Origin of the sequence: Nocardioides luti, from assembly GCF_014212315.1 — a bacterium.
In the GTDB taxonomy this organism is placed as follows: domain Bacteria; phylum Actinomycetota; class Actinomycetes; order Propionibacteriales; family Nocardioidaceae; genus Nocardioides; species Nocardioides luti.
This window is the reverse complement of sequence record NZ_JACKXE010000001.1, coordinates 3,124,595-3,147,959: the sequence shown is the minus strand read 5'-3', so window position 1 is coordinate 3,147,959 and position 23,365 is coordinate 3,124,595. Positions and strand designations below refer to the sequence as shown.

Annotated in this window: 20 protein-coding genes and 1 tRNA gene; 8 read left to right on the top strand and 13 right to left on the bottom strand. The window is 72.7% G+C overall.

Going from position 1 to position 23,365, the window contains the following annotated elements; translation table 11 throughout:
• Positions 1-42 precede the first annotated feature (42 nt).
• Both H5V45_RS14925 and H5V45_RS14920 read right to left on the bottom strand, forming a co-directional pair.
• Positions 43-1,614, bottom strand: a complete 1,572-nt coding sequence (locus H5V45_RS14925; protein ID WP_185253656.1) for a succinic semialdehyde dehydrogenase — start codon at positions 1,612-1,614, stop codon at positions 43-45.
• Between the two features lie 4 nt (positions 1,615-1,618).
• Positions 1,619-3,244: a GMC family oxidoreductase gene (locus H5V45_RS14920; protein ID WP_185253655.1), complete on the bottom strand. Its 1,626-nt coding sequence runs from the start codon at positions 3,242-3,244 to the stop codon at positions 1,619-1,621.
• Positions 3,245-3,390: 146 nt separating this feature from the next.
• On the opposite strand from H5V45_RS14920, the gene pdxY reads away from it, so the two are divergent.
• From pdxY to H5V45_RS14900, 4 genes are all read left to right on the top strand, one after another.
• Positions 3,391-4,242, top strand: a complete 852-nt coding sequence (pdxY, locus tag H5V45_RS14915) for a pyridoxal kinase PdxY (protein ID WP_185253654.1) — start codon at positions 3,391-3,393, stop codon at positions 4,240-4,242.
• A 21-nt stretch (positions 4,243-4,263) separates the two neighbouring features.
• Positions 4,264-4,656 (top strand): DUF6153 family protein, encoded by a 393-nt coding sequence (locus tag H5V45_RS14910; protein WP_185253653.1) that lies wholly within the window; start codon positions 4,264-4,266, stop codon positions 4,654-4,656.
• Between the two features lie 63 nt (positions 4,657-4,719).
• Entirely contained in the window at positions 4,720-5,328 is a 609-nt protein-coding gene (locus tag H5V45_RS14905; protein ID WP_185253652.1) for a DUF305 domain-containing protein, read from the top strand.
• 45 nt (positions 5,329-5,373) lie between these two features.
• A complete protein-coding gene (locus H5V45_RS14900; protein WP_185253651.1) occupies positions 5,374-6,654 on the top strand; it encodes a serine/threonine-protein kinase in 1,281 nt (426 codons plus the stop codon).
• 16 nt (positions 6,655-6,670) lie between these two features.
• Here H5V45_RS14900 and H5V45_RS14895 read toward each other — a convergent pair whose 3' ends face one another.
• From H5V45_RS14895 to H5V45_RS14885, 3 genes are all read right to left on the bottom strand, one after another.
• Positions 6,671-7,075, bottom strand: a complete 405-nt coding sequence (locus H5V45_RS14895; RefSeq protein WP_185253650.1) for an HNH endonuclease family protein — start codon at positions 7,073-7,075, stop codon at positions 6,671-6,673.
• Between the two features lie 29 nt (positions 7,076-7,104).
• Positions 7,105-7,177 (bottom strand) — tRNA-Thr (locus H5V45_RS14890).
• A 124-nt stretch (positions 7,178-7,301) separates the two neighbouring features.
• A complete protein-coding gene (locus H5V45_RS14885) occupies positions 7,302-8,042 on the bottom strand; it encodes an SDR family NAD(P)-dependent oxidoreductase (RefSeq protein WP_185253649.1) in 741 nt (246 codons plus the stop codon).
• 120 nt (positions 8,043-8,162) lie between these two features.
• On the opposite strand from H5V45_RS14885, the gene soxR reads away from it, so the two are divergent.
• The 3 genes from soxR to H5V45_RS14870 are packed head-to-tail and all read left to right on the top strand — an operon-like array spanning position 8,163 to position 11,759.
• Positions 8,163-8,654: a redox-sensitive transcriptional activator SoxR gene (gene soxR / locus H5V45_RS14880; RefSeq protein ID WP_185253648.1), complete on the top strand. Its 492-nt coding sequence runs from the start codon at positions 8,163-8,165 to the stop codon at positions 8,652-8,654.
• Positions 8,651-10,477: a glycoside hydrolase family 13 protein gene (locus H5V45_RS14875; RefSeq protein WP_185253647.1), complete on the top strand. Its 1,827-nt coding sequence runs from the start codon at positions 8,651-8,653 to the stop codon at positions 10,475-10,477. The genes soxR and H5V45_RS14875 overlap by 4 nt, the downstream gene beginning before the upstream one ends.
• Positions 10,478-10,520: 43 nt before the next feature.
• Entirely contained in the window at positions 10,521-11,759 is a 1,239-nt protein-coding gene (locus tag H5V45_RS14870; RefSeq protein WP_185253646.1) for a DUF4032 domain-containing protein, read from the top strand.
• A 215-nt stretch (positions 11,760-11,974) separates the two neighbouring features.
• On the opposite strand, the gene H5V45_RS14865 is transcribed toward H5V45_RS14870, so the two are convergent.
• The 7 genes from H5V45_RS14865 to H5V45_RS14835 all read right to left on the bottom strand — a co-directional run bounded on the left by H5V45_RS14865 (position 11,975) and on the right by H5V45_RS14835 (position 20,553).
• Positions 11,975-12,550 carry a hypothetical protein gene (locus tag H5V45_RS14865; protein ID WP_185253645.1) on the bottom strand — a complete coding sequence of 192 codons (576 nt, stop codon included), beginning with the start codon at positions 12,548-12,550 and terminating at the stop codon, positions 11,975-11,977.
• Positions 12,551-12,555: 5 nt separating this feature from the next.
• Positions 12,556-14,244 (bottom strand): choice-of-anchor P family protein, encoded by a 1,689-nt coding sequence (locus H5V45_RS14860; protein ID WP_185253644.1) that lies wholly within the window; start codon positions 14,242-14,244, stop codon positions 12,556-12,558.
• On the bottom strand, positions 14,241-14,948 hold the full coding sequence (locus H5V45_RS14855; RefSeq protein ID WP_185253643.1) for an ABC transporter ATP-binding protein: 708 nt from the start codon (positions 14,946-14,948) through the stop codon (positions 14,241-14,243). Before H5V45_RS14855 ends, H5V45_RS14860 begins: the two co-directional genes overlap by 4 nt.
• A complete protein-coding gene (locus H5V45_RS14850; protein WP_185253642.1) occupies positions 14,945-15,772 on the bottom strand; it encodes an ABC transporter ATP-binding protein in 828 nt (275 codons plus the stop codon). Before H5V45_RS14850 ends, H5V45_RS14855 begins: the two co-directional genes overlap by 4 nt.
• Entirely contained in the window at positions 15,759-17,789 is a 2,031-nt protein-coding gene (locus H5V45_RS14845; RefSeq protein ID WP_185253641.1) for a branched-chain amino acid ABC transporter permease, read from the bottom strand. The genes H5V45_RS14850 and H5V45_RS14845 overlap by 14 nt, the downstream gene beginning before the upstream one ends.
• Positions 17,790-17,796: 7 nt before the next feature.
• On the bottom strand, positions 17,797-19,290 hold the full coding sequence (locus H5V45_RS14840; RefSeq protein WP_185253640.1) for an ABC transporter substrate-binding protein: 1,494 nt from the start codon (positions 19,288-19,290) through the stop codon (positions 17,797-17,799).
• 114 nt (positions 19,291-19,404) lie between these two features.
• Positions 19,405-20,553, bottom strand: a complete 1,149-nt coding sequence (locus H5V45_RS14835) for an acyl-CoA dehydrogenase family protein (RefSeq protein ID WP_185253639.1) — start codon at positions 20,551-20,553, stop codon at positions 19,405-19,407.
• 76 nt (positions 20,554-20,629) lie between these two features.
• On the opposite strand from H5V45_RS14835, the gene H5V45_RS14830 reads away from it, so the two are divergent.
• Positions 20,630-21,853: a GNAT family N-acetyltransferase gene (locus H5V45_RS14830; RefSeq protein ID WP_185253638.1), complete on the top strand. Its 1,224-nt coding sequence runs from the start codon at positions 20,630-20,632 to the stop codon at positions 21,851-21,853.
• Here the strand turns inward: H5V45_RS14830 and H5V45_RS14825 are convergent.
• Complete coding sequence (locus H5V45_RS14825) at positions 21,844-23,364, bottom strand: metallophosphoesterase (RefSeq protein WP_343061576.1); 1,521 nt, start codon at positions 23,362-23,364, stop codon at positions 21,844-21,846. The two genes, H5V45_RS14830 and H5V45_RS14825, sit on opposite strands and share 10 nt — an antisense overlap.
• Between the last annotated feature and the right edge of the window lies 1 nt (position 23,365).

Here is a 23,365-nt window from a genome sequence, read left to right as displayed (position 1 = left end):
CGGCGCACGCCGCCCCGGCGCCCGTCGACCCGACGCACGCGGTCAGCGGATGCGGGTCTTGCGCATCATCCGCAGGCCGCCCAGCATCCCCTTGACGTAGGCGTCGTAGTCCTGGCCGGGCCGCGCGCCCATCACCTGCTTCTTGAGGACGGCGAGGTTCTGCACGTCGGTGTACTTCAGCAGGCCCTGGTCGCCGTGGCGGGCGCCGACGCCGGACTGCTTGACGCCACCGGACGGGGTGCCCTTCGACGCGAACGCGGTCGCCAGGATGTCGTTGACGTTCACGTTGCCGGACTCGATGCGCCGGCCCACCTGGCAGGCGTTCGCGAGGTCACCGCCCCAGACCGAGGCGTTCAGGCCGTAGTCGGTGTCGTTCGCGAGCGCGACGGCCTCGTCGACGGTGTCGTAGGCGTACAGCGCCACCACCGGCCCGAAGGTCTCGACGGAGCCGGCGAGCATGTCCGGCGTGACGCCCTCGAGGATCGTCGGCTCGAAGAACGCCGGCCCGAGGTCGGGGCGCGGCTTGCCGCCCGTCACCACGTTTGCCCCCTTGGCGACGGCGTCCTCGACATGGGACTGCACCCGGTCGCGCTGCTCGACGGAGACGAGCGAGCCGACGTCGGGACCGAAGTCGTACGACGCCCCGAGGGTCAGCGCCTCGGTGGCGGCGACGAACTTCGCCCTGAACTCCTCGTAGCGCGAGCGCGGGAGGTACATCCGCTCGATGTGCATGCAGATCTGGCCGGTGTTGCCGAAGGCCCCGAACAGCGCGCCCTGGACGACCTCCTCGAGGTCCGCGTCCTCGAGCACGATCATCGGGTTCTTGCCGCCGAGCTCGAGGCAGCAGCCGATCAGGTTGCGCCCGGCACGCTCGCCGATCACCCGCCCGGTGGCCGTGGAGCCGGTGAACATCACGTAGTTGGCGTTGTCGATCAGCGTCGGGCCGATGTCCGGACCCTCGCCGCAGACCACCTGGAAGAGCCCCTTCGGCAGCCCGGCCTCCTCGAGCATCTGGATGCCGTAGAGCGGCGAGAGCGCCGTCTTGTTGTCCGGCTTGAGCACGATCGCGTTGCCGGCCATGAGCGCGGAGATGGAGTCCGAGATGCCGGTCGCGAAGGGGAAGTTCCAGGGCGCGATGATCCCCACGACGCCCTTGGGCTGGCGGATCTCGGTCGAGGTCGAGACGAACGGCACCGGCCCGCCGCGCTTCACCGGGGCGAGCAGCTTGGCCGCGCGCTTGAGGTAGTGGCTCATCACCATCGGCGGGTCGCAGGTCTCCTCGATCGCCATCCGGCGGTTCTTGCCGCTCTCGACCTGGATCAGGTCGGTGGTCGTCTGGGCGTTGTCGAGGAAGAGCGAGTGCGCACGCTTGAAGACGGCGAGCCGCTCCGACAGCGGCCGGGCCGCCCACTCCCGCTGCGCCGCGCGCGCGGTGGCGAAGGCCTGCTCGATGTCCGCCAGCGTGGACTGAGGCAGCTCGACGAGGACCTCACCGGAGTAGACCTCGGTGAGCTTCCAGGTCCCGCCGCTGGTGGACGGCACCCGGGCGACGAGCTGCTGGAGGAAGGCGTCGGTGATCGACGCGGGGCGCTGCAGGGTCGTGGGCTGTGCCATGGAGTCAGGCCCTTCCGAGGACGAGGTCGGCGCCGCGCTCGCCGATCATGATCGCGGGCGCGTTGGTGTTGCCGCCGGTGATCGACGGCATGATCGAGGCGTCGCAGACCCGGAGCCCGTCGATGCCGCGGACCTTGAGGTCCGGCCCGACGACGGCGAGCTCGTCGACACCCATCCGGCAGGTCCCGACGCCGTGGTAGACCGACGTCGCGCGGTTGAGGATCGCGTCGCGCAGCTCGGAGCCCTTGAGCTTGCTCCCGGGGTGGATCTCCTCCTTGACGTGGCCGCCCATGGCGGCGCCGCCCATGATCTCGCGGACCATCTCGGAGCCCTCGGCGAGCACCTCGAGGTCGGCCGGGTCGGCGAGGTACTGAAAGTCGATCAGCGGGGTCGCCAGCGGGTCGCGCGACGCCAGCCGCAGCGTGCCGCGGCTCTTGGGGTAGATCAGCGTCGACAGCAGCGTGATCGACGTACGCGGGTCCACGTCGTGACGGATCGGGGCGTCCTGGTTCGGGGAGACGTACGACCACGGCAGCAGGTGCAGCTGCAGGTCGGGCACGTCCGTGGCCTGCGAGGTGCGCAGGAACGCGACGGACTCGAAGACCGAGTTGGCCAGGAACGTGCCGCCGCGGGTGATCTCCTTGAGCAGCCCCTTGGCGAAGAACGAGGCGTTGCCCTTCATCGTCGACGAGGTCGCGTGGAAGGTCAGCGCGTGGAACATGTGGTCGTGCAGGTTGTCGCCGACCGGCAGGTCCGCGACCGGCGTGATGCCGTGGTCGCGCAGGTGCTGGGCGTGACCGATCCCGGAGAGCATCAGCAGCTGGGGCGAGCCGACGAAGCCGGCCGAGAGGATGACCTCCTTGCCCGCGCGGATGGTGCGGGTGCCGCCCTTCTTGTCCGTGACGACGACCCCGGTGGCGCGGCCGTTCTCGATCACGATCCGGGTGACCATCACCTCCGACTGCAGCTGCAGCGTCGGGACGTCGAGGTGGTGGAGGTAGCCGCGCGACGCGCTGTAGCGCAGCCCGTCGGCGGCGTTCTGCTGCATGCGGCTGACGCCCTCCTGCGAGGCGCCGTTGTAGTCGTCGAGGACCTTGACGCCGAGCGTGTCCGCGGTGGCCTGGATGAAGTGGAGGGTGCCCTCCTGCGGGGTCTTGTTGCGGGTGATCCGGATCGGGCCGCCGGCGCCGCGGTACTCGTTGGCGCCGTCCTCGAAGTCCTCCATGCGCTGGTACGCCCCGTTGACGCTGTCCGCGTCCCAGCCGGTGTTGCCCTCGGCCGCCCAGGAGTCGTAGTTCGCCCGGTTGCCGCGGACGTAGACCATGCCGTTGATCGAGCTCGAGCCGCCGACCACCTTGCCCCGCGGGACCGGCATCTTCCGGTCCAGCAGGTGCTTCTGCGGCGTGGAGTAGAAGCCCCAGTCGACCTTGGCCTTGATCTGCGGCACCGCGTGCATCGGGCCGATCATCCCGGGCTTCTTCACCAGGAACTGGTCGTCGCTCTTGCCGGCCTCGAGGACGATCACGCTCGCCCCGGACTGGGCCAGACGACCGGCGATCGCGGCCCCGGAGCTGCCCGAGCCGACGACGACGTAGTCGGCCTCGTTCCTGTACGGACCCGTCTTGGCCATCTGTCCACCCTCGCTGTGCTCGGTCCGGTGCTGTCTCAGCCGGTGTGGCGCCCACCACACGCCGGATAACTGTAACGCGTTCTAGTTTGTGCGTACAGGGACGACCGGCGCCCGACCGGACCGCCGGGAGGGCGATGATGGGACCCGTGAAGATCCTGTCCGTGCAGTCCTCGGTCGCCTACGGCCACGTCGGCAACTCCGCCGCCGTCTTCCCGCTGCAGCGCCTCGGCCACGAGGTCTGGCCGGTGCTGACCGTGCACTTCTCCAACCACACGGGGTACGGCGCGTGGCGCGGCCCGCTGCTGCCGGCCGCCGACGTCGCCGAGGTGATCGCCGGCATCGGCGACCGCGGCGTCCTGGGCGAGGCGGACGCCGTGCTGTCCGGCTACCAGGGCGACCCGGCGGTGGGCGCGGTGATCCTCGACGCCGTCGCGCGGGTGAAGTCGCTGAACCCGGACGCGGTCTACTGCTGCGACCCCGTCATGGGCGACGTGGGCCGCGGCATGTTCGTGCGACCGGGCATCCCGGAGTTCATGCGCGACACCGTGCTGCCGGCCGCCGACGTCCTCACACCCAACCACTTCGAGCTCGACTTCCTCGCCGGCACGACGACGACCACCCTCGACGAGGTCCTGGCCGCGGTCGACGCGGTCCGGGCCCGCGGGCCCCGCGACGTCCTCGTGACGAGCGTCCTCCACGACCAGGTGCCGGACGGGTCGCTGGACGTCGTCGCCGTCTCGGACGACGGCGCGTGGGCCGTCACCACCCCCCAGCTGCCGATCGCGCCGAACGGGTGCGGCGACGTGACCGCGGCGCTCTACCTCGCGCACCTGCTCACGACCGGGTCGCCGGCCGAGGCGCTCGCGGCGACGACGTCGTCGGTCTTCGCGGTGCTGGAGGCGACGATCGCCGCCGGCACCCGGGAGATCCAGCTGGTCGCGGCCCAGGACGCGATCGCGACCCCGCCGCTCACCTTCGACGTACGCCGGCTGCGTTGACCGCCTCCGTATCGTGAGGGCGTGACGCCCCGCCTGCGCTGGTCGCTGGTCACGCCCGTCCTGGTCGTGGCCGGCCTCTTCGGGATGCACGGGCTCGGCGACCACGACGCCGCCCACGACGCGATGGCGCCGATGGCCGCCATGACCTCCGTGGCCTCCGGGGCCGTCGACGCGGCGGCCCCCACCGCGCACCAGGCGGCCGCCTCCGCGTCGCACGACGGCATGGCCGGCATGGCGATGCCGCTGTGCGTGGCGATCCTGCTCGGCGGCCTGCTGGCGGCGTACGTCGTCGCGGTGGCCGGCCGACGTACTCCCTGGGCGCTCCCCCGGCTCGCCCCCGCGCGCGCACCGTCGCCGCGCAGCCGCGCCCCCGACCCACCGACGCCCGCGCTCCTGTCCGTGTACCGCTGCTGAGCGGCCGGTCGCCCCGAGCGACCGCCCTCAGCCATGCCCCCACACACCAGACAGGACCACCCCATGAAGCACGCACCGCGCCTCGCCGCGCTCCTGACCGTCGCCGCGCTCGCCCTGACCGCCTGCGGCGGCGACGACTCCGCCGACTCCAGCGCCGGCAGCACCATCCCCGCGTCGCAGCCCTTCAACGACGCCGACGTCGCCTTCGCGACCGACATGATCCCGCACCACGCCCAGGCGCTCTCGATGGTCGACCTGACCTACAAGCGCGACCTCGACCCGGCGTTCGAGAAGCTCGCCGGCCGGATCCTCGACGCCCAGGGCCCCGAGATCGAGCAGATGGCCGGCTGGCTGAAGGACTGGGACCAGCCCGTCCCGGAGACCGGCCGCGACCACAGCCACGCCGACAGCGGCGAGGAGATGGACATGGGCGGCTCGATGCCCGGGATGATGACCGCCGACGAGATGCAGCAGCTCGAGGACGCGCCCGACGCGGACTTCGAGACGCTGTGGCTGCAGATGATGATCCAGCACCACGAGGGCGCGATCACCATGGCCGAGACCGAGGTCGCGGACGGCGAGTACGCCGACTCCGTCGCCCTCGCACGATCCATCGCGCAGGGCCAGGCCGCCGAGGTCGAGGGGATGAAGGCGATGCTCGCGGAGCAGTGAGCCGGACCGTCTGGGAAGATGTCGCCTCGTGACGACGAGGCATCGATGAGCGACCCCGAGGTCCTGGCGGACCGCTACGAGCTCGGCGACGTCCTCGGGCGCGGTGGCATGGCCGACGTGCACCGCGCCCGGGACCTGCTGCTGGGCCGCAGCGTCGCGGTCAAGGTGCTGCGCGACCCGACCGGCGACGAGTCCGACCGACGTCGGTTCACCGCCGAGGCACGCACCCTGGCCGGGCTCAACAACCCCGGCCTGGTCATGGTGCTGGACGCCGGCATCACGCACGAGCGGCCGTTCCTGGTGATGGAGCTCGTCGAGGGGCCGACCCTCGGCGCCCTCTGCGACCGGCAGCCGCTCGACGCCGCCCGGACCCGGGACCTGGGCGCCCAGGTCGCCGACGCGCTCGCCTACATCCACGAGCGCGGGGTGGTCCACCGCGACGTCAAGCCCGGCAACGTCCTCGTCGGGGAAGGGGACCGGGTCAAGCTCGCCGACTTCGGCATCGCGCGACTCATCGGGGACACCGTCCGGCACACCCAGACGGGCCATGCGATCGGCACGGCGGCGTACCTCTCCCCCGAGCAGGTGCTCGGCGAGGACCTCACGCCGGCGGCCGACGTCTACTCCCTCGGGCTGGTGCTGCTGGAGACGCTGACGGCGGTCCGGGCCTACCCCGGCACGCCGACGGAGGCCGCCCTCGCACGGCTGCACCGTCCGCCGGACGTGCCCGCGGACCTGCCCGGCGACCTGCGCGACCTGCTCACCTCGATGACCGCGCGCGAGGCTGCCGACCGCCCCTCGGCCGCCGAGGTCGCCACCCGGCTGCGCGACGCGCCCGAGCCCGGCGCCGCCCCCGTCGCGGCGGTGCCCGACGAGGCCACCCGGACGATGCTGCTCTCGCAGCCCACACCCGTGCCGACCGCGTCCGCGGCTGGCGGCGCCTCGGCCATCGACCGTGCCGGCGACGCCCTCGCCCGCCAGCCCGCAGCCCTCGCGGCCGCGGCGCGCCGGATGCCGCCGCACCTGCGCCCCGTCGCCGCCGTCGGCGCCGCGATCCTGCTGCTCATCGTCGTGGCCGGCATCGCGTCCTCGACCGGCTCGGACGGCGGCACGGACCCGGGCTCGGACACCACCCCGACCCCGGCCCGGACGTCGCCGTCGGGCACGCCCTCGACCGACGCCTCCCCCAGCGGGACCACCTCGGAGCCGGCCCCGACGACGTCGTCGACCCCCGCGGTCACGCCGCCCGCGCCCGGCAAGGAGCCGAAGCCGCCCAAGGACAAGGGGCCCGGCAAGGGACCCGGCAAGGGGCCGAAGAAGAAGTGACGCGTCGGCGGTGACCTCAGTACGACTCGCCCCGTGCGTAGCGCTCGCGCCGAGCATGACGCCCTCGCCCACGATTGCGGCTCTTGTAGGTGGGCAGCTGGGAGTCACAGTTCGGGCAGACCAGCCGTAGGTTCTCGCGACGGTTGTTCTCCGCGTCGCCGTCGACATGGTCGAGAACGAAAGCAAGCGGCTCGCCGTTCCATTCGGACCGCACCCCGCACCGCGCACATGAGCCAGCCTGCGCTTCGAGCAGGAAGCGACGAACGTAATGGTGACGCCCCGTGCCGGGGTGAGCGATCCCCGTCGCCAGCCAGGCCGAAACGAGCAACTGACGCTCCTTCTCGCGCTGGCACGCGTTGCTGCAGAAGACGCGCGAGGCGCGCCCGGCGAGGACCGCGCCACATCCCTGACACGTGAACATGCGGGAACCGTACGAGTCAGCGCCGACAGAGCCGCGTGAGAGAATCGAACTCTCGACATTCGCATTACAAGGGCGACGCTCTGCCATCTGAGCTAACGCGGCACGCACCCGAGGGGTGCCCGTCAATCGTAGACATCTGGTCGCGGTGTCGCCGCCCTGCCCTAGCCACGAACGGCCGACGTGCGACGACAGCGGCCTCATCCCCGGACATGAAGTCGAGAAGCAGTCAGCTCATGCCGCCGTCGAAGGCGAGCACCGCACCGGTGATCATCCGGGCCTCCGGGGAGGCGAGGTAGCGGATCGCCCCGGCGATCTCGGCCGGCGCGATGGCCGCGCCCGGGAGCTGCATGAGCAGCCGGTCGGCCAGCCGCGGCTCGAGGTCCGCGGGGAAGATGCTGGCGACGTGCGCGACCATCGGGGTGTCCACCGTGCCGGGGCAGATCGCGTTCACGCGGATGCCGACCGGCGAGAGCTCGAGGGCGAGCGCCTGGGTGAGCGTGGTGAGCCCGCCCTTGGCGGCGGCGTACGCCGTGGCGTAGGGCTGCGGCACCCGGCCGGCCACCGACGACACGTTGACGATGTTGCCGCCGCACGCCTTGAGGTGCGGCAGCGCGGCCTGCATGGTCAGGAACGGGCCCTTGAGGTCGACGGCGTGGACGCGGTCGAACTCCGCCTCGGTGATCTGCTCGAACCGGCCGAACTGGACGATGCCGGCCACGTTCGCGAGCACGTCGATCCGCCCGGACGCCGCGCAGGTGGCGATCGCCGCGTCGACCGAGGCCTTGTCGCCGACGTTGCACTCGACGTACGTCACGCCCTCGGGGACCGTCGGGTGCAGGTCGAGGCCGAAGACCGTGTCGCCCGCGTCGCGGAACATCGCCGCGGTCGCGTGGCCGACGCCGGACGCCGCCCCGGTGACGACGACGACCCGGCCGCTGACGCCGCCGCTCGCGGGGGTGCTGGTCATGGTGGTCTCCGATCGGACGGGGGGTGGGTGCCGGCGCCGACCGTACCAGTCGAACTAGAACGTGTTCTAGGTGCGGGCCCCGACTTGAAGTTCGGTTGAGGTGACGGAACCCTTGACCCCATGTCCGCCCTGACCATCGGCCACCTGGCCGAGCGCGCCGGGGTGGCGACGTCGGCGATCCGGTTCTACGAGTCCCGCGGGCTGCTGGCCTCGGAGCGGACCTCGGGCAACCAGCGGCGCTACCCGCAGGCGGCGCTGCGCCGGGTCGCGTTCATTCGCACCGCCCAGCAGGTGGGGCTCAGCCTGGACGAGATCGCCGACGCCCTGGCGACCCTGCCCGCCGACCACGCCCCCACCAAGGCCGACTGGACCCGGCTCAGCCGGGCCTGGCGGCCTCGCCTCGACGAGCAGATCGAGCGCCTCGAGCGGCTGCGCGACACCCTCGACGGCTGCATCGGCTGCGGCTGCCTGAGCCTGCGCACCTGTGCCCTGACCAACCCCGACGACGAGGTCGCCGCCCGCGGCCGCGGCGCCGTCCTCCTCGAGCCCGGCGCGACGACCGCGCCTCCTTCCGGCACCCCCGCCCCCGATCACCCACGGAGCCCCCGATGAGCCTCCTGCACGAGCCCCACCACGACGGCTCCCCGACGTACGTCGACCAGGAGGTGCCCACGCTCGGCTGGGCCGTCCCGGTGCGGGTCCGCACCTGGGCCGGCGACCCGGTCGAGGCGGTCTGGATCCGCACGACGTACGACGCGGAGCCGACGTACCACGCCTGCGCCGTCGTCGCGCACGACGAGCACAGCGTCTGGTGGGAGGGCACGCTGCCGGTGCACAACCCGGTGACGCACTACCGCTTCCTGCTCGCCGACGAGCACGGCGACCAGCGCTGGCTGACCGGTGCCGGCATCGTGGCGCACGACCCGCCGGACGCCTTCGACTACCGGATCACCTCGCACGCGGCGGCGCCGGACTGGGGGCGCGACGGCGTGGTCTACCAGGTGTTCCCGGACCGCTTCGCGCGCTCCGCGGCCGCCGACGAGCGGCCGACGCCGGCCTGGGCGGTGCCGGCCGGGTGGGACGACGAGGTCGTCTTCGAGGGCTCCGACCCGCACACCCCGCTGCAGCTCTTCGGCGGCGACCTGGACGGCCTGACCGAGCACCTCGACCACGTGACCGAGGTCGGCGCGACGATCCTCTACACGACCCCGGTCTTCCCGGGCGAGAGCAACCACCGCTACAACGCCTCGACCTTCGACGGCGTCGACCCGCTGCTCGGCGGCGACGACGCCTACGCCCGCCTGTCGACGGCGGTGCACGAGCGCGGCATGCGGCTGCTGGGCGACCTCACGACCAACCACACCGGCGACACCCACGAGTGGTTCGTCTCGGCCTCGCGGGACCCGGCCTCGCCGACCCGCAGCTGGTACTACTTCGGCCACGACGGCAGCTACGAGTGCTGGATGGGCCACGGCACCCTGCCCAAGCTCAACCTCGCCGACCCGGGCCTGCGCGCCGCGATGGTCGAGGGCAGTGACAGCGTCGTGGCGCGCTGGCTGCGCCCGCCGTACGACGTGGACGGCTGGCGCATCGACGTCGCCAACATGACCGGGCGGCTCGGGATGCTCGACGTCAACCACGACGTCGCCCGCGCCGTGCGCCGCACCGCCGACGCCGAGCGACCGGACCCGCTCGTGATCGGCGAGCACAACCACGACGCCTCGGGCGACCTCGACGGCGACGGCTGGCACGGCACGATGAACTACTCCGGCTTCTCCTGGCCGGTGTGGTCGTGGCTGCGCGACCCGGACTCCCAGGCCCGTGCCTTCGGCCGGCCGGTGCAGGTGCCCCGCCGCGGCGGCCCGGCGGTGCAGCGGACGCTGCGCGAGTGGCAGGCGCGCTACGGCTGGCGCGCCTCCTCGCAGTCGTGGAACATCCTCGGCTCGCACGACAGCGCCCGGATCCGCACGGTCACCGGCTCCGGCGCCGCGCACCGGGTGGCCGCCGGCCTGCAGTTCACGCTGCCCGGCGTCCCGATGGTCTTCGCCGGTGACGAGATCGGCCTCGAGGGCGTGCTCGGCGAGGACTCGCGGCGCACCATGCCGTGGGATCGCCCGGAGACGTGGGACGGCGAGACGTTCGCGACGTACGCCTCGCTCGCGCGGCTGCGCACCGAGCACGACGCCCTGCGCCGCGGCGGTCTGCGCTGGGCGCACGTCGACGAGGACGCGCTGGTCTTCGTCCGCGAGCACCCGTCCGGCTCGCTGCTGGTGGCCGCGCGGCGCGACGCCGGCGTCCACATCGACCTGCCCGCCGGCCCGCTCGGCTTCGTCGACGGCACGCCGCTGCTCGCCGACGAGGCGCTGACCTCGATCGACGGCGTCGTCACGATCCCGGCCTGCGCGGGTGCGACGTTCGGGGTCTGGCGGCTCTGACACCGCCCTGACGTCGACCACCGGCACCACTACGCTGCTGCGCATGGCACTCCGGATCGTCGCGAGCCGGCCGGACCCGGCGATCGTCACCCTCCCGTGGAACCTCCCCCTCGAGGAGTGGAGCGACGACTTCCTCGTCCCGCTCCCCCGCGGCCTGTCGCGGCACGTCGTGCGGATCGTGCGGCTGCACGACCGGACGTACGCCGTGAAGGAGACCGTCGAGGAGATCGCCTTCCGGGAGTACCGCCTCCTGCGCGACCTGCAGCGGCTCGGCCTGCCCGCCGTCGTGCCGCAGGGCGTCGTGACCGGTCGTGAGGACGACGACGACGAGGAGCTGCCGGCCGCGCTGATGACCGAGCACCTGCGCTTCTCGCTGCCCTACCGCAGCCTGTTCTCGCACGGGCTGACCGCCGACAACCTGCCGTCGTTGATCGACGCGATGGTGGTGCTGCTGGTGCGGCTGCACCTGGCGGACTTCTACTGGGGTGACGTGTCGCTCTCGAACGTGCTCTTCCGGCGCAGCGCGGGCGGCTTCGCGGCGTACCTCGTCGACGCCGAGACCGGCGAGCTCAAGTCCAGCCTGTCCGCGAGCATGCGGGAGTACGACCTCACCGTCGCGACCGAGAACGTCTTCGCCGAGCTGCTCGATCTGCAGGCCAGCGAGTCCCTCGACGCCGAGGTGCAGGCGCACGAGATCGTCGAGATGCTCGCCGACCGCTACCACGCGCTGTGGGACGAGCTCACCGCCGAGGAGGAGTTCTCGACCGAGGAGATGTGGCGGATCGAGCAGCGCATCGAGCGGCTCAACGACCTCGGCTTCGACGTCGAGGAGATCGACATCGTCACCGACTTCGACGGCGACCAGGTGCGCATCCAGCCGCGCGTCGTCGAGCTCGGCCACCACCAGCGCGAGCTGCAGGCGCTGACCGGCCTGAACGTCGAGGACGCCCAGGCGCGGCGGCTGCTCAACGACATCGCGGCGTTCGCGGCGCACTTCGACCTCGGCCGCGAGGACCGCGCCCTGGTGGCCAACCGCTGGCTGACGAAGATCTACGAGCCGCTCATGGCGATGGTGCCGCCCGAGGCGCGCGGCAAGCTCGAGCCGGCCGAGATCTTCCACGAGATCCTCGTGCACCGGTGGTATCTCTCCGAGCGCGCCGGCACCATGGTCGACATCTTCGACACCGCCCGCGACTACATCTACAACGTCCTCGCGCAGAAGCCCGAGGAGGCCGTGGCCGCCGCCGACGAGGACCCGGACCCCGACCTGCTGGACTCCTGAGCCCGTCGAGTCGGCGCTACTGCAGACGTGCGGACCGCCGAGTCGGCGCTACTGCAGACGTGCGGACCGCCGAGTCGGCGCTACTGCAGAAACTCACCCTCGACTCGACGCGGATGTCCCGGTGCCATCTGCAGATGCGCCGACTCGGCGCTCCAGGATCTGCAGATGCGCCGACTCGGCACCTCCAGGATCTGCAGACGCGCCGACTCGGCGGGTTACGGGCGGCAGACGCGGCAGGCGGTGAGGTGGCCGTTGTCCTCGCCGACGGGGGCGAGGTCGGCGCGGTGGGCGACGAGGGAGCAGTCGCGGCGGTGCATCGTGGTGCCGTCGCCGGCGGTGACCGGCAGGGCGGAGACGTCGACGCCGTTGTCGGCCTGGGCGGCCGCGCGCGAGGTCACGTCGGCGAGCACGAGGAGGGTGTCGGCGAGGCGCTTGGAGGACTCGCGGCCGTCGGCGGCGATCCGGGCGAGCCAGGCGCCGAAGTACAGGAACCCGCCCGCGAAGGTGAGCCCGAGGCCGAGCAGGCCGCCGGAGACGAGGTAGGACAGCTGGTCGTACTGGTAGGGCGTGTTGGCCGCGCCGTACCACCCCAGCACGATGACGACGAGGCCGAGCGGCAGCAGGATCGCGCCCGCCCAGAACAGCACGACCTGGAGCAGCTGGGCGTGGTTGTCCTTGAGCGGGGCGGCGCCCGAGCCGCCGCGGCTGCCGGCCCGGGGCAGCGGCGTGGTGCGGGAGGCCGGGGCGGCGGGAGCGGCAGTCGTGGCCGGGGCGGACGAGGTCGTGGACATCGGGATCAGGCCTTTCGGAGGTCGGGCAGGCCGCTGTCGAGGCCGTGCGGGCAGGCGCCGGTGCCACCGAGGGCCAGGGCGCCGATCTTGCGGAAGTAGCTGCCCCCCACGGCGGCCAGGGCGATGCCACCCACGAGCAGGACGCCCGGGATCGAGAACAACGGGGGCAGGCCGGCCGCCGCGGGGGCGGCGTCGGTCAGGTCGCCGTCCGCGCCGTCACCGGCGGGGGCGTCGCCACCCGGCGCAGCGGGAGCACCGGCCGAGGGGGCGGTGGCGCCACCGGTGGTGCTGCCGCCGGCGCCGTCGCCACCGGACGGGTTCGTCGAGGCGGGGTCGTCCGGCGTGCTGGGCGGCGTGGTCTCGAGGGCCTGCACGGTGTCGACCAGGCTGGTCACGTCACCCAGGGTGACCACGAACCGCGGCGACAGGTGCACGAGGGCGCCGAGGAGGCTCTTGAGCTGGCCGGCCTCGTCCGGCACGGCGCCGACGATCTCGTCGAACGGGACGCCGTCGAGCTTGCTGCGCAGCTGCTTGGTGTCGAGCTGGACCACCAGCGCGGCCACCTGGCTGGTGGCCTGGTCACCGTCGCGTTCGTACGCCGGCTTCGGCACCGTGATCGTGATCCCGAGCTGCTCGAGGGCCTTGGCCGGGTCGTCCGGGAGACCCGGGATCGGCTGGGACTGGCCGGCCGCGTGGATGCCGTCGGGCCCGATCGTGAACTCCTGCCCCGCGATCGCAAGGGTGCCGTAGCCCGACCCGCCCGAGGGCTTGGTCCGGTGGCCGTTGCTGGTGGTGAGCGCCTGCGCGTGCACGTCGGAGATCGTGATGACACCGCCGAGCAGGTCGATGTCGGCGAGGTGCGCCTTCGAGGTCGCGCCGACCTTCGAGCCGGTGTTCGTGGAGGTGCTGGTGGAGGCGTACCCGCCGAAGTCGACCAGCGCGGCGAGCTCGGCCGGCAGCTGGCACGACGCCTTCTCCTCCTGGGCCGACTTGCCGCTGTGCTTGCCCGACGCGCTCGTCGTACCGCCTCCGAGCAGCGCCGCGGCGGCGTCGGCGGCACTGGAGCCGCCCGATCTGCCCGCCCCCGGGAGTCCGGGAAGACCCGGCAGCGGCGGGAGACCGGGCACGCCGGGCGTGCCACCCCCGCCGTCACCCGAGCCCGAGCCGCCGTCGTCGACCTGGCAGTTCGTCGAGTAGCCGGTCTGCGCGGAGGTCGTCCTCTCCCCCGACGACGTGCGCATCACCATGCCCGGGAACGGCTCGTCGGCCTGGCTGTTCTCGCCGGAGGGGTACGTCGAGTTCACCTGGAACGGGTAGCCGCCCTCCGCCAGCGGGCCGCTGACCTCCTGCGGGAGGCCGAGGTTCTCGACGATCGTCTTGAAGCCCTCGCCGACCGCGTCGCCGGGCCACAGGTAGCTCGCGCGCCCGGCCGAGCTGCCGGTGTCGGCGGCGACCTTGGAGTAGCCCAGGCTCAGCTCCGCCTGGGGCGTCGCCGGGACCGGGATGGTCGGCTCGTAGACCTCGATCTTGACGGGGGTCGCGACGGCCTCGGTGCTGAAGCCGGCGTACGGCGCGTCGCCACCACCCTCCGCCCGGGCGGGAGCAGCGGCCGCGACCGGCAGCATCACGCCGACGACGGCGGTGGCAGCGAGCGAGCGGACGAACCGCTGCGAGGTGGTCCTGGTGCTGGTCATGCTGCTCCTCCGAGGATGACGTCGGACATGGTGGCGAGGATCTCGGCCGGCTCGCCGGTGGCGACGATCCGGCCGCCGCTCATCACCGCCGCGTAGTCGGACACGCGCAGGGCGGTGCGCGCGAACTGCTCGATGCAGAGGATCGAGACGCCGCTCTGCGCGATCTGGGCGACGGTCTCGTAGAGCTCGTCGACGATCAGCGGCGCCAGCCCCATCGACAGCTCGTCGAGCAGCAGCAGCGCCGGGTCGGATGCGAGCGCCCGCGACATCGCGAGCATCTGCTGCTCACCGCCGGACATGGTGCCGGCGAGCTGGGTGCGGCGCTGGTGCAGCCGCGGGAAGTAGGAGTACGCCGTCTCGAGCACCGCGCCGGCCGACACCCCGGCGTACGACATCAGCGTGAGGTTCTCCTCGACCGTGAGGTTCGGGAAGACCGAGCGGCCCTCGGGGACGGTGCAGAGGCCGAGCCGCGACAGCTCCTCCGGCGCGGCGCCCTGCACGTGCACGCCGCCGAGGTGGATGTCGCCGGAGGTCGCGGCCTTCTGGCCGCTGATCACCTTGACCAGCGTCGACTTGCCGGCGCCGTTGGGCCCGAGCAGCGCCATCACCGCGCCCTTGGGGACGGCGAGGTCGACGCCGCGCAGCACCTCGATCCGGCCGTACGCCGCGTGGAGGTCGACGACCTCGAGGATCGGGACGCTCATCGCGGCACCTCCGAGAGCTCGGCCGCGACCGGCGGCAGGTCGTGGCGGGTGTCGGCCGGGTCGGCGTCCCCGGTCGAGGCCTCGGCGTCGTCGGCGGCGTCCTCGGAGTAGCCGAGGTAGGCCTCCTGGACCCGCCGGTCGGAGCGGATGTCGGCGGGCGCCCCCGAGGCGATCACGCGCCCGAAGTCGAGGACGTGGATCTCGTCGCAGACCGTCATCACCAGGTCCATGTCGTGCTCGACCATGAGGATCCCGCGACCCTCGGCCGCGAGACCGGCGAGCAGCTCGCCGAACGCGTCGGTCTCGGCCTCGTCGAGGCCCGAGGACGGCTCGTCGAGCAGCAGCATCTTCGGGTCGCCGGCCAGGCAGCGGGCCAGCTCGAGCAGGCGGGCGGTGCCGGTGGGGATGGCGTCGGCGCGCTCCCGGGCGTACGCCGCGATGCCGACCCGCTCGAGGAGGGCGTCGACGTTCGCGGCGGCGGGTCGCACCAGGCCGGTCACCCCGCGGTGGATGTCGAAGGCGACCCGGACGTTGTCGCGGACGCTCAGCGAGCCGAACGCCTCGAGCCGCTGGAAGGTGCGCCCCATCCCCCGCTTGGAGCGGCGGTGCACCGGCATCGAGGTGACGGTCCGGCCGTCGAAGCGGACGGCTCCCTTGGTGGGGCGCTGCAGCCCGCTGATCACGTTGAAGCAGGTCGTCTTGCCGGCGCCGTTCGGGCCGATCAGCCCGGTGATCCGGCCCGCCCCGGCGGCGAACGACGCACCGTCCACGGCGGTCACGCCGCCGAACTGCACGACGACGTCGTCGATCTCAAGGAGCGACATGGGCGGGCACCTCCTTCGCGGGGCCGGGGACGGGCGCGGTGGCGGGGACCGGGGCGGGAGCAGGGGCTCGGCCCTCGATCCGGCTCAGCGGCACCTCGACGGAGCCGTCGGACCCGGGGGCGGCCGGTGCGGTCCCCCGGGCGCCCACCAGCGGGATCCGCGCCCGCAGGTCGTCGCCGAAGCGGCGGTCGAGCCGGCGTCCCAGCCCGAAGACCAGGTTGGCGAGACCGTTGGGGTCGCGACCGAGCGCGACGGCGCCGAAGCCGATGACCGCGAAGATCGCGCCCGCCAGGGACGGGTTGCCGCTCTGGAAGACCGGCAGCAGCATCAGGCCGACGCCGCCGAGCGCGGCCCCGGTCACGGAGGTGACGCCGAAGACGACCGCGAGGAGCAGCAGCGGCAGGCTGTTGAAGAACTGGAAGTCGGCGGCGCCGATGGTGCCGCGCAGCCCCGCGAAGAGGCCGCCCGCCAGCCCGGCCATCCCGGCCGAGACACCGAAGAGCCCGACGCGGAACCAGCGCAGGTCCAGGCCGAGGGTGCCGCAGGCCTGCGGGCTGTCGCGCATCGCGATCAGCAGCCGGCCGAGCGCCCCGCGACGCAGCGCCAGCAGGCCCAGCCCCATCAGCACGAAGAACCCGACCATGACCACGACGTAGGCGCCCGTCGAGTCGATCGAGGCCCCGAGGATCGAGAGCCGGTCGGCCTTGACGGTGCCGTTGTAGCCGAAGGCGTAGTCGGCCTGGAAGATCATCTTGTCCATCAGCACGCCGAAGGCGAGCGTCGAGAGCGCGAGGTAGAGCCCGGTCAGCCTGAGCACCGGCAGCGCCACCAGGGCGCCGACGGCCGCGGCGATCAGCGCGGAGAGCAGCAGCCCGTAGAGGTTCGGCTGGTCGAGCTTGGCGTAGGCCAGCGCGCCGACCCCGGCGAACGTGAACTGCGCGAGCGAGACGTGGCCGCCGTACCCCGTGAGCAGGACCAGCGACAGCATCACCATGGCGTACGTCGCCGCGGTGCCGACCAGCAGCAGGTTGGCCTGCGAGAAGCCGGCCGCGAGCAGCGCCGCGAGGACGACGAGCGCGGCACCCCAGCCCAGCGCCCGGGTGAGCGACGGCAGCGGCGCGGAGACGATGCCCTTGACCTGGCCGATGCGGAGCTGCGCCTGCGGCATCAGCACGATCACCACGAAGAGGAACAGCGCCGGGACGACGGCCCGGATGTTGGAGAGCGCGCCCTGGGTCGGCAGGTAGGCCACCGCGAAGGACTGCAGGATCCCGAGCCCCATCGCGCCGACGAAGGTGAGCGGCAGGCTCTTGAGCCGGCCGAGCATCGCGGCGGCGTACGCGTTGATGACGAGCAGCGTGAGGGCGTAGTAGTCGAGCCCGATGATCGGCACGAGCAGGATGCCGGCGAGCGCCGCGAGCGAGGTGCCGATCGCCCACGAGAGCGAGGCGACCTGCTGCGGCTTGCCGCCGAAGAGCTTGAGCAGCTCGGGGTTGTCGACCGAGGCGCGCATGGCCGTGCCGATGCGGGTGCGGTTGAGCAGGAGGTAGAGCAGCAGCGCGACCACGACGGACAGCACGATCGTGATCACCTGGTGCGCGGTGACGTAGGTGCCGCCGACCTGGAAGCCGCTGGCGGGCAGGAAGGGCGGCACGGTGCGCGCCGCCGGCGGCCAGATCTGCTGGGCCAGCCCGATGCAGCCGACGAACAGACCGACGGTGACGACGAGCGCCACGCTGACCGGGCCCTCGCCGAGCCCGCGGGTGACGAACCGCTGGATGAACCAGCCGGTGCCGGGCGCCACCACCCCGAGCACGAGGACGAGCGCCAGCCACGTCGGCATGCCCTGGCGCTGGCTGAAGTCCCAGAACGTGAAGGCCATGACCATGCCGAACGCCCCGTGCGCGATGTTGAAGACCCGCGTGGTGGTGTAGGTCAGCACGAGGCCGCTCGCGGCGATGGCGTACGCCGCCCCGGTGAAGAGACCCAGGATCGTGAAGGACAGCAGCGAGCTCATGGCGGTCTCAGTTCACCGTCGTGACGCCGTTGCAGGCGTACTTCGTGCCGCCGACCGGCGTCCACTTCCCGCCCTTGAGCTGCAGGAAGCGCCAGCAGTCGCCGGTGTGCTTGGACCCCACGTGCTGCGGCGAGTGCAGGCCGTTGGCCGTCCAGTCGTCGACCTTGCTGACGCTCTGGACCATCGCGTCGCGGGTCAGCTTGCCGCCCAGCGCCGTGGCCTGCTGGACGAAGAGCCGCGCCGCGGACCACGCGAAGAGGCCGAAGAAGCCGGGCTTGGCGCCGGGCTTCACCTGCTGGAGCCAGGAGAGGTAGAGCTGCTCCTCCTTGTTGCTGGAGGCCTCCTCGAACGGCGTGAAGTTCACGAACACCGTGGTGCCCTCGGCGGCGTCGCCGCCGTTCTCGACGTAGTCGGGGCTGTACGCCGTGGGGTCGAGCATGAAGACGTCGGGGTCGAAGCCCTGCTGCTGCATCGCCTGGGCGAGGCGGACGAACTGCGCGGGCGACGCGATCATCTGGACGTAGTTCACGCCCTTGTCCTTCATCTGCTGGACGTACGGCGCGTAGTTGAACTCCGAGACGTCGATGCCCTGCACGTAGTCGAAGTGCATCCCGCGCCGGCCCATCGCCTCGGCCTGGATCTTGCCGTTCTCGGCCGCCGCGCCCGCGTTGATGTAGAGCATCGCGGCGTGGGCCGCGGCGTCGGGGAAGTTCTTCTTCACGTAGTCCGGGACGGCGTTCTCGAACTCGGCGGCGTTGGTCGACTGGGCGCCGAAGCAGGTGCCGCAGGAGTCCCGGTCGCCGGTGACGGCGGCGGTGCGGATGTCCGGCAGGCCGCAGCCCTCGGCGGCACCGGCGCCGCCGGAGTCGAAGGCCGACATCGAGCCGACCATCGCGAAGGTCTCGTCGCAGGCCTTGGTGTAGGCCTGCTGGTCGGCCGAGGCGTCGGTGCGGCTGTCGTAGGCCTTGAGGGCCAGCTTGCGGCCACAGATGTCGCTGGTCTGGTTGAAGTAGGCGACGTACGCCTTGACCGCGTCCTGGCTCTGCTCGAAGAGGCCGGGCACCGGGCCGGAGATGTCGGAGGAGTTGCCGATCGTGATCGTGGAGTCGGTGATGCCGGGGCCGTTCTTGAAGCCGTCGCAGCCGCCCGCCTTGGTCTGGCCGGTCGGCGCATTGGCGCCGTCGCCGGTCGGGGCGCTGCCGCCGCCCCCGCCGCCGTCACCGCCGGTGGTGCCGCCACCGCCGGTCGTGCTGCTGCCGGCGCCGCCGCCGGTGCTGCCGGGGGCGGTCCCGTCGGCCTGGGTGCCGGAGCCGTCGCCGCCGGGCACCGTGCCGCCCTGCGCACCGGCCGCGCCGCCGTTGACCTGCGCCACCGTGCCGGGGTCGAGCTGGGAGCCGCAGGCGGCGAGCACCAGGGACAGCACCGCCACCCCCGCGGACAGGGCGAGCGACCCCCGACGGGTCGCTCCCCGACGGTCCGGACGCACACGACGCTCGAGCATGGTTCCCTCCGCGCAACGTTTCTAGAACACGTACTAGTTCTCAACGAGGCATGCGGAAGAAGGTGACGCCGGACACATGTCCGGCTTTCCGGTCGCCGAGGGAGGGGGCGGGCGTCAGCGGAGGAGGTCGCGCCCGATCACCATGCGCTGGATCTGGTTGGTGCCCTCGAAGATCTGGGTCACCTTGGCGTCGCGGAAGAGCCGCTCGACGGGGTAGTCGCGCGTGTAGCCGTTGCCGCCGAGCACCTGGACCGCGTCGGTCGTGACCTTCATGGCGGCGTCGGTGGCGGTGAGCTTGGCGATCGAGGCCTGGCGGGAGAAGGGACGGCCGGCGTCCTTGAGGCGGGCGGCGTGGAGGTACGTCGCCCGCGCGCGCTCGACGTCCGCGGCCATGTCGGCGAGCAGGAACTGCAGGCCCTGGAACTGGCCGATCGCCTGCCCGAACTGCCGCCGCTCCCCGGCGTACGCGACCGCGTGGGCCAGCGCCGACTGGGCGATGCCCGTGGCGACCGCGGCGATGCCGAGACGACCGGCGTCGAGCGCGGAGAGCGCGACCTTCATGCCGGCGCCCTCCTCGCCGATCAGCTGGTCGGCGGGGATCCGGGCACCGTCGAAGAGCACCTGGGTGGTGACGTCGCAGGCCAGCCCCATCTTCTTCTCGGGGGCGCCGAAGCTCATCCCGGCCGTGTCGGCCGGGACGACGAACGCCGAGAGGCCGCGCTTGGCGTCCTCGGAGGTCCGGGCGAAGAGGATGTAGTAGTCGGCGCAGGAGCCGTTGCTGATCCACTGCTTGGTGCCGGTGACGACGTACGCGTCGCCGTCCCGCACCGCCTTGGTCCGGATGCCGCTCACGTCGGAGCCGGCCTGCGGCTCGGAGAGGCAGTAGGCGCCGAGCCAGTCGCCCGACAGCATCCGCGGCAGCCACGTCGCGCACAGCTCGGAACTGCCGTTGGCCGCGACGACCGACGCGGTCAGCGAGTGCACGCTGGTGCCGACGCCGACGCTGGGCCACGCCGTCGCGATCTCCTCGACGACCTGGAGGTAGACCTCGTAGGGCTGCGCGCCGCCGCCGTGCTCCTCGGCGAACGGGAGGCTCAGCAGCCCCGACTTGCCGAGCAGGGCGTAGGCCTCCGCAGGGAAGGTGCCCTGCTCCTCGAGCTCGGCGACCTGCGGCGCCAGCTCCTTGGTCGCGATCTGCCGGGTCAGCTCCAGGAGCGCCTCGGCCTCGTCGGTGGGCAGCAGTCGGTCGACGGTGGTGGCCATGGCTCGATCGTAGGACGTCCTAGGAACCGCCGGAATCCCGGTGGGCGGTGGCTGCCGCGCCCGGTACGTTGCGCCCATGGTCTCGCCCGATCCCGCACCCGCCCGCACGAGCCGCACCACCCGCCACCTGACCGTCGAGGACTTCGAGCAGTCGCTGAAGCTGGGCGGCGAGGCCTTCGGGGTGATGCCGGCCGGGGCGACGCCGCCGACGCCGGCCGGCTCGGTCGCGCCGGGGCGGCACACCTGGGGCACCTTCGAGGGGGACCGGCTGCTGGCGCGGGTGGTGGGGCGGGAGTTCCACTCCTGGTTCGGCGGCGCCCGGGTCGCGACGTGCGGGGTGGCGGGCGTGACGGTCGTCGCCGAGCACCGCGGCGACGGCCTGCTGGCCCCGCTGCTCCGCGAGCTGCTCGTGGAGGCGGCGGGTAGCGGCGAGGTCGTCTCGACGCTGTTCCCGACGGCGCCGGGGATCTACCGCGGGCTGGGCTACGAGGTCGTGGGCGCCAAGGACACCGTCGAGATCCGCACCGCCGACCTCGAGCGGGTCCGGCGACCCGAGCGGACGACCGTGCGCCGGGCGACCACCGCCGACTTCGACGCCGTGCGGCACGTCTACGACACCTGGGCGGCGGCGCAGAACGGGCCGCTCACCCGCAGCGGGCCGTCGTTCGCGGCCGACGCCGAGGAGTTCGTCGACTCGTTCACCGGCGTCACGCTGGCGGAGGAGGACGGCAAGGTCGTGGGCTTCGCGAGCTGGGACCGCGGTCAGGGGTACGACGCCACGTCGACGATCGAGGTGAGCGACCTGCTCGGGCTGACCGCGGACGCGACGCGGGCGCTGTGGCGGGTCCTCGGCTCGTTCGGCGCGGTGACCGGCCACGTGCACCTCGAGACCTCGGGCGACGACGTCGCGCGGCTGGTGCTCCCGACGGCCGGGTGGCGGCTGGTCGAGTCGCGGTCCTACATGCTGCGCGTGCTCGACGTCGCCGGCGCCTTCACGGCCCGCGCGTTCGGCATCGACGCCGACGTCACCTTCGCGGTCGCGGGCGACCCGCTAGGGATGCTCGACGGCGACTACCGCCTGGTGACCGCGCCCGCCGGCGGTCCCACCCGCTGCGAGCGGGTCGACGCGCCCGACGGCGTACCGACCTTCACGCCGCAGGGCCTCGCGCTGGCCTACGCCGGCGCGCAGGGTTGCGGCAGCCTGCGGCTGGCCGGCCACCTCACCGGCCCCGACCACCACGACGCGACGCTCGACGCCCTCCTGGGCGGGCGCCGGGTGCACATCCGCGACTACTTCTGAGCGTCGCCGGCGAGGTGCAGCGGGACGTAGTCCCCGACCTCGAAGACCCCGTTGGTCTGCAGCGTCACCGGCTGCAGCCCGACCGGTCGGCCGTCGCGGTAGGTGATCAGCGTGACCTCGGCCTCGCGCTTGGGCTTGCTCCCCACGGCGATGGCGTACGCCGCGCCGCCGGTCGTGCCGGTGGTGTAGGAGTACCCCGCCTCGCCGTTGCTGCCGACGACGCGCGTGGGGCCGACCTGCACGTGGAGGTGGCCGCCGACCACCAGGTCCGCGCAGCCGCGGGCGAGCGCCTCGCGGGCGAGGTTGGCGTCGTGGACGAGGATCGTGGCGACCCGCTCGTCGCTGTCGCAGGCGACGTCGGAGAGCCGGCTGCCGACCTCCTCGAAGCTGAGCCCGGTCTCCTCGCGCCACGCGCCCAGACCGCTCGCACGCGGGTCGTCGACGCCGAGCAGGGTGCTGCCGCCCGGCCCGTCCACGGCCTCGCCGTCGAGCATCCGCCAGCCGCGGTCGGCGAGGTAGCGGCGTACGAACGTGCCGTTGTCGTGGTTGCCGGCGACGCCCCAGCGGTCGAGGTCGTCGAAGGCGGCGGTGACGGAGTCGAGGGAGAACGCCTCCCAGCTCTTGCCCGAGGACGTGTCGTCACCGGCGTCGAAGGTCGCCGTCGCACCGCCGGCGTCGCCGATCGCGCGCGCCACGGCGTCCATGCCGATGTTGTCGTGCCGGTCGGAGACCAGCGTGACGACGGTGTCGCCGGGCTCGGGCACGCGGAGGCCGAGGTTCGCGGCCTGGCGGGCGGCGGTCGCGTAGAACTGCTTGCTCTTGTCGTAGGTCGCGATCGCGCTCTCGACCAGGCGACGGGTCTGCTGGGTGGTCACGTCGCCGCGCACCTCGATGCCCTGCACCTCGTCGGGCAGCCGGACCTCCGGGCCCAAGAAGGTGGCCAGCGACGTCCAGGGCCGCTGCTCCTCGACGGTGTCCTCCTCGTCGGTCCACGGCTCCCACACGCCGATCACCAGCAGTGCGACCGTCGCGGCCGCGACGAGCCCGCCGGGGCTGCGGCTGCGGACAAGCAGCTCGCGGCGACGACGCCGCCCGACGAGCAGCCAGACCAGGACCGGGAGCAGGCCGATCACCGCGGCCCGGACGGCGGCGGCGTACGCCATGTCCGCCAGCGCCTCGCGCACCTTCGCGACCTGCCCCTCGGGCTGGCTGGCGATGTAGGCGTAGCGCTGAACCAGCTCGTCGGTCGACTGCGCCTCGGTCTTGCCGAGCCGGATGTCGACCCCGATCCGGTGCCCGGAGTCGCGGCGGAAGTCCGGCAGGACCGGACCGGTGTGCACCACGACCTGGCCGGTCAGGTTCGGCCGCAGCACCGCGTCGTGGCTGGCCAGCACCACGGTGCGGCTGCTCACCAGGAACAGCAGCGGAAACGCCGCGAGCGTGACCAGCAGCCACACCGCGGCGTACGCCGTGGCGCGGAGCACCGTCGCGCGCCGCAGGGTCGGGCGCACG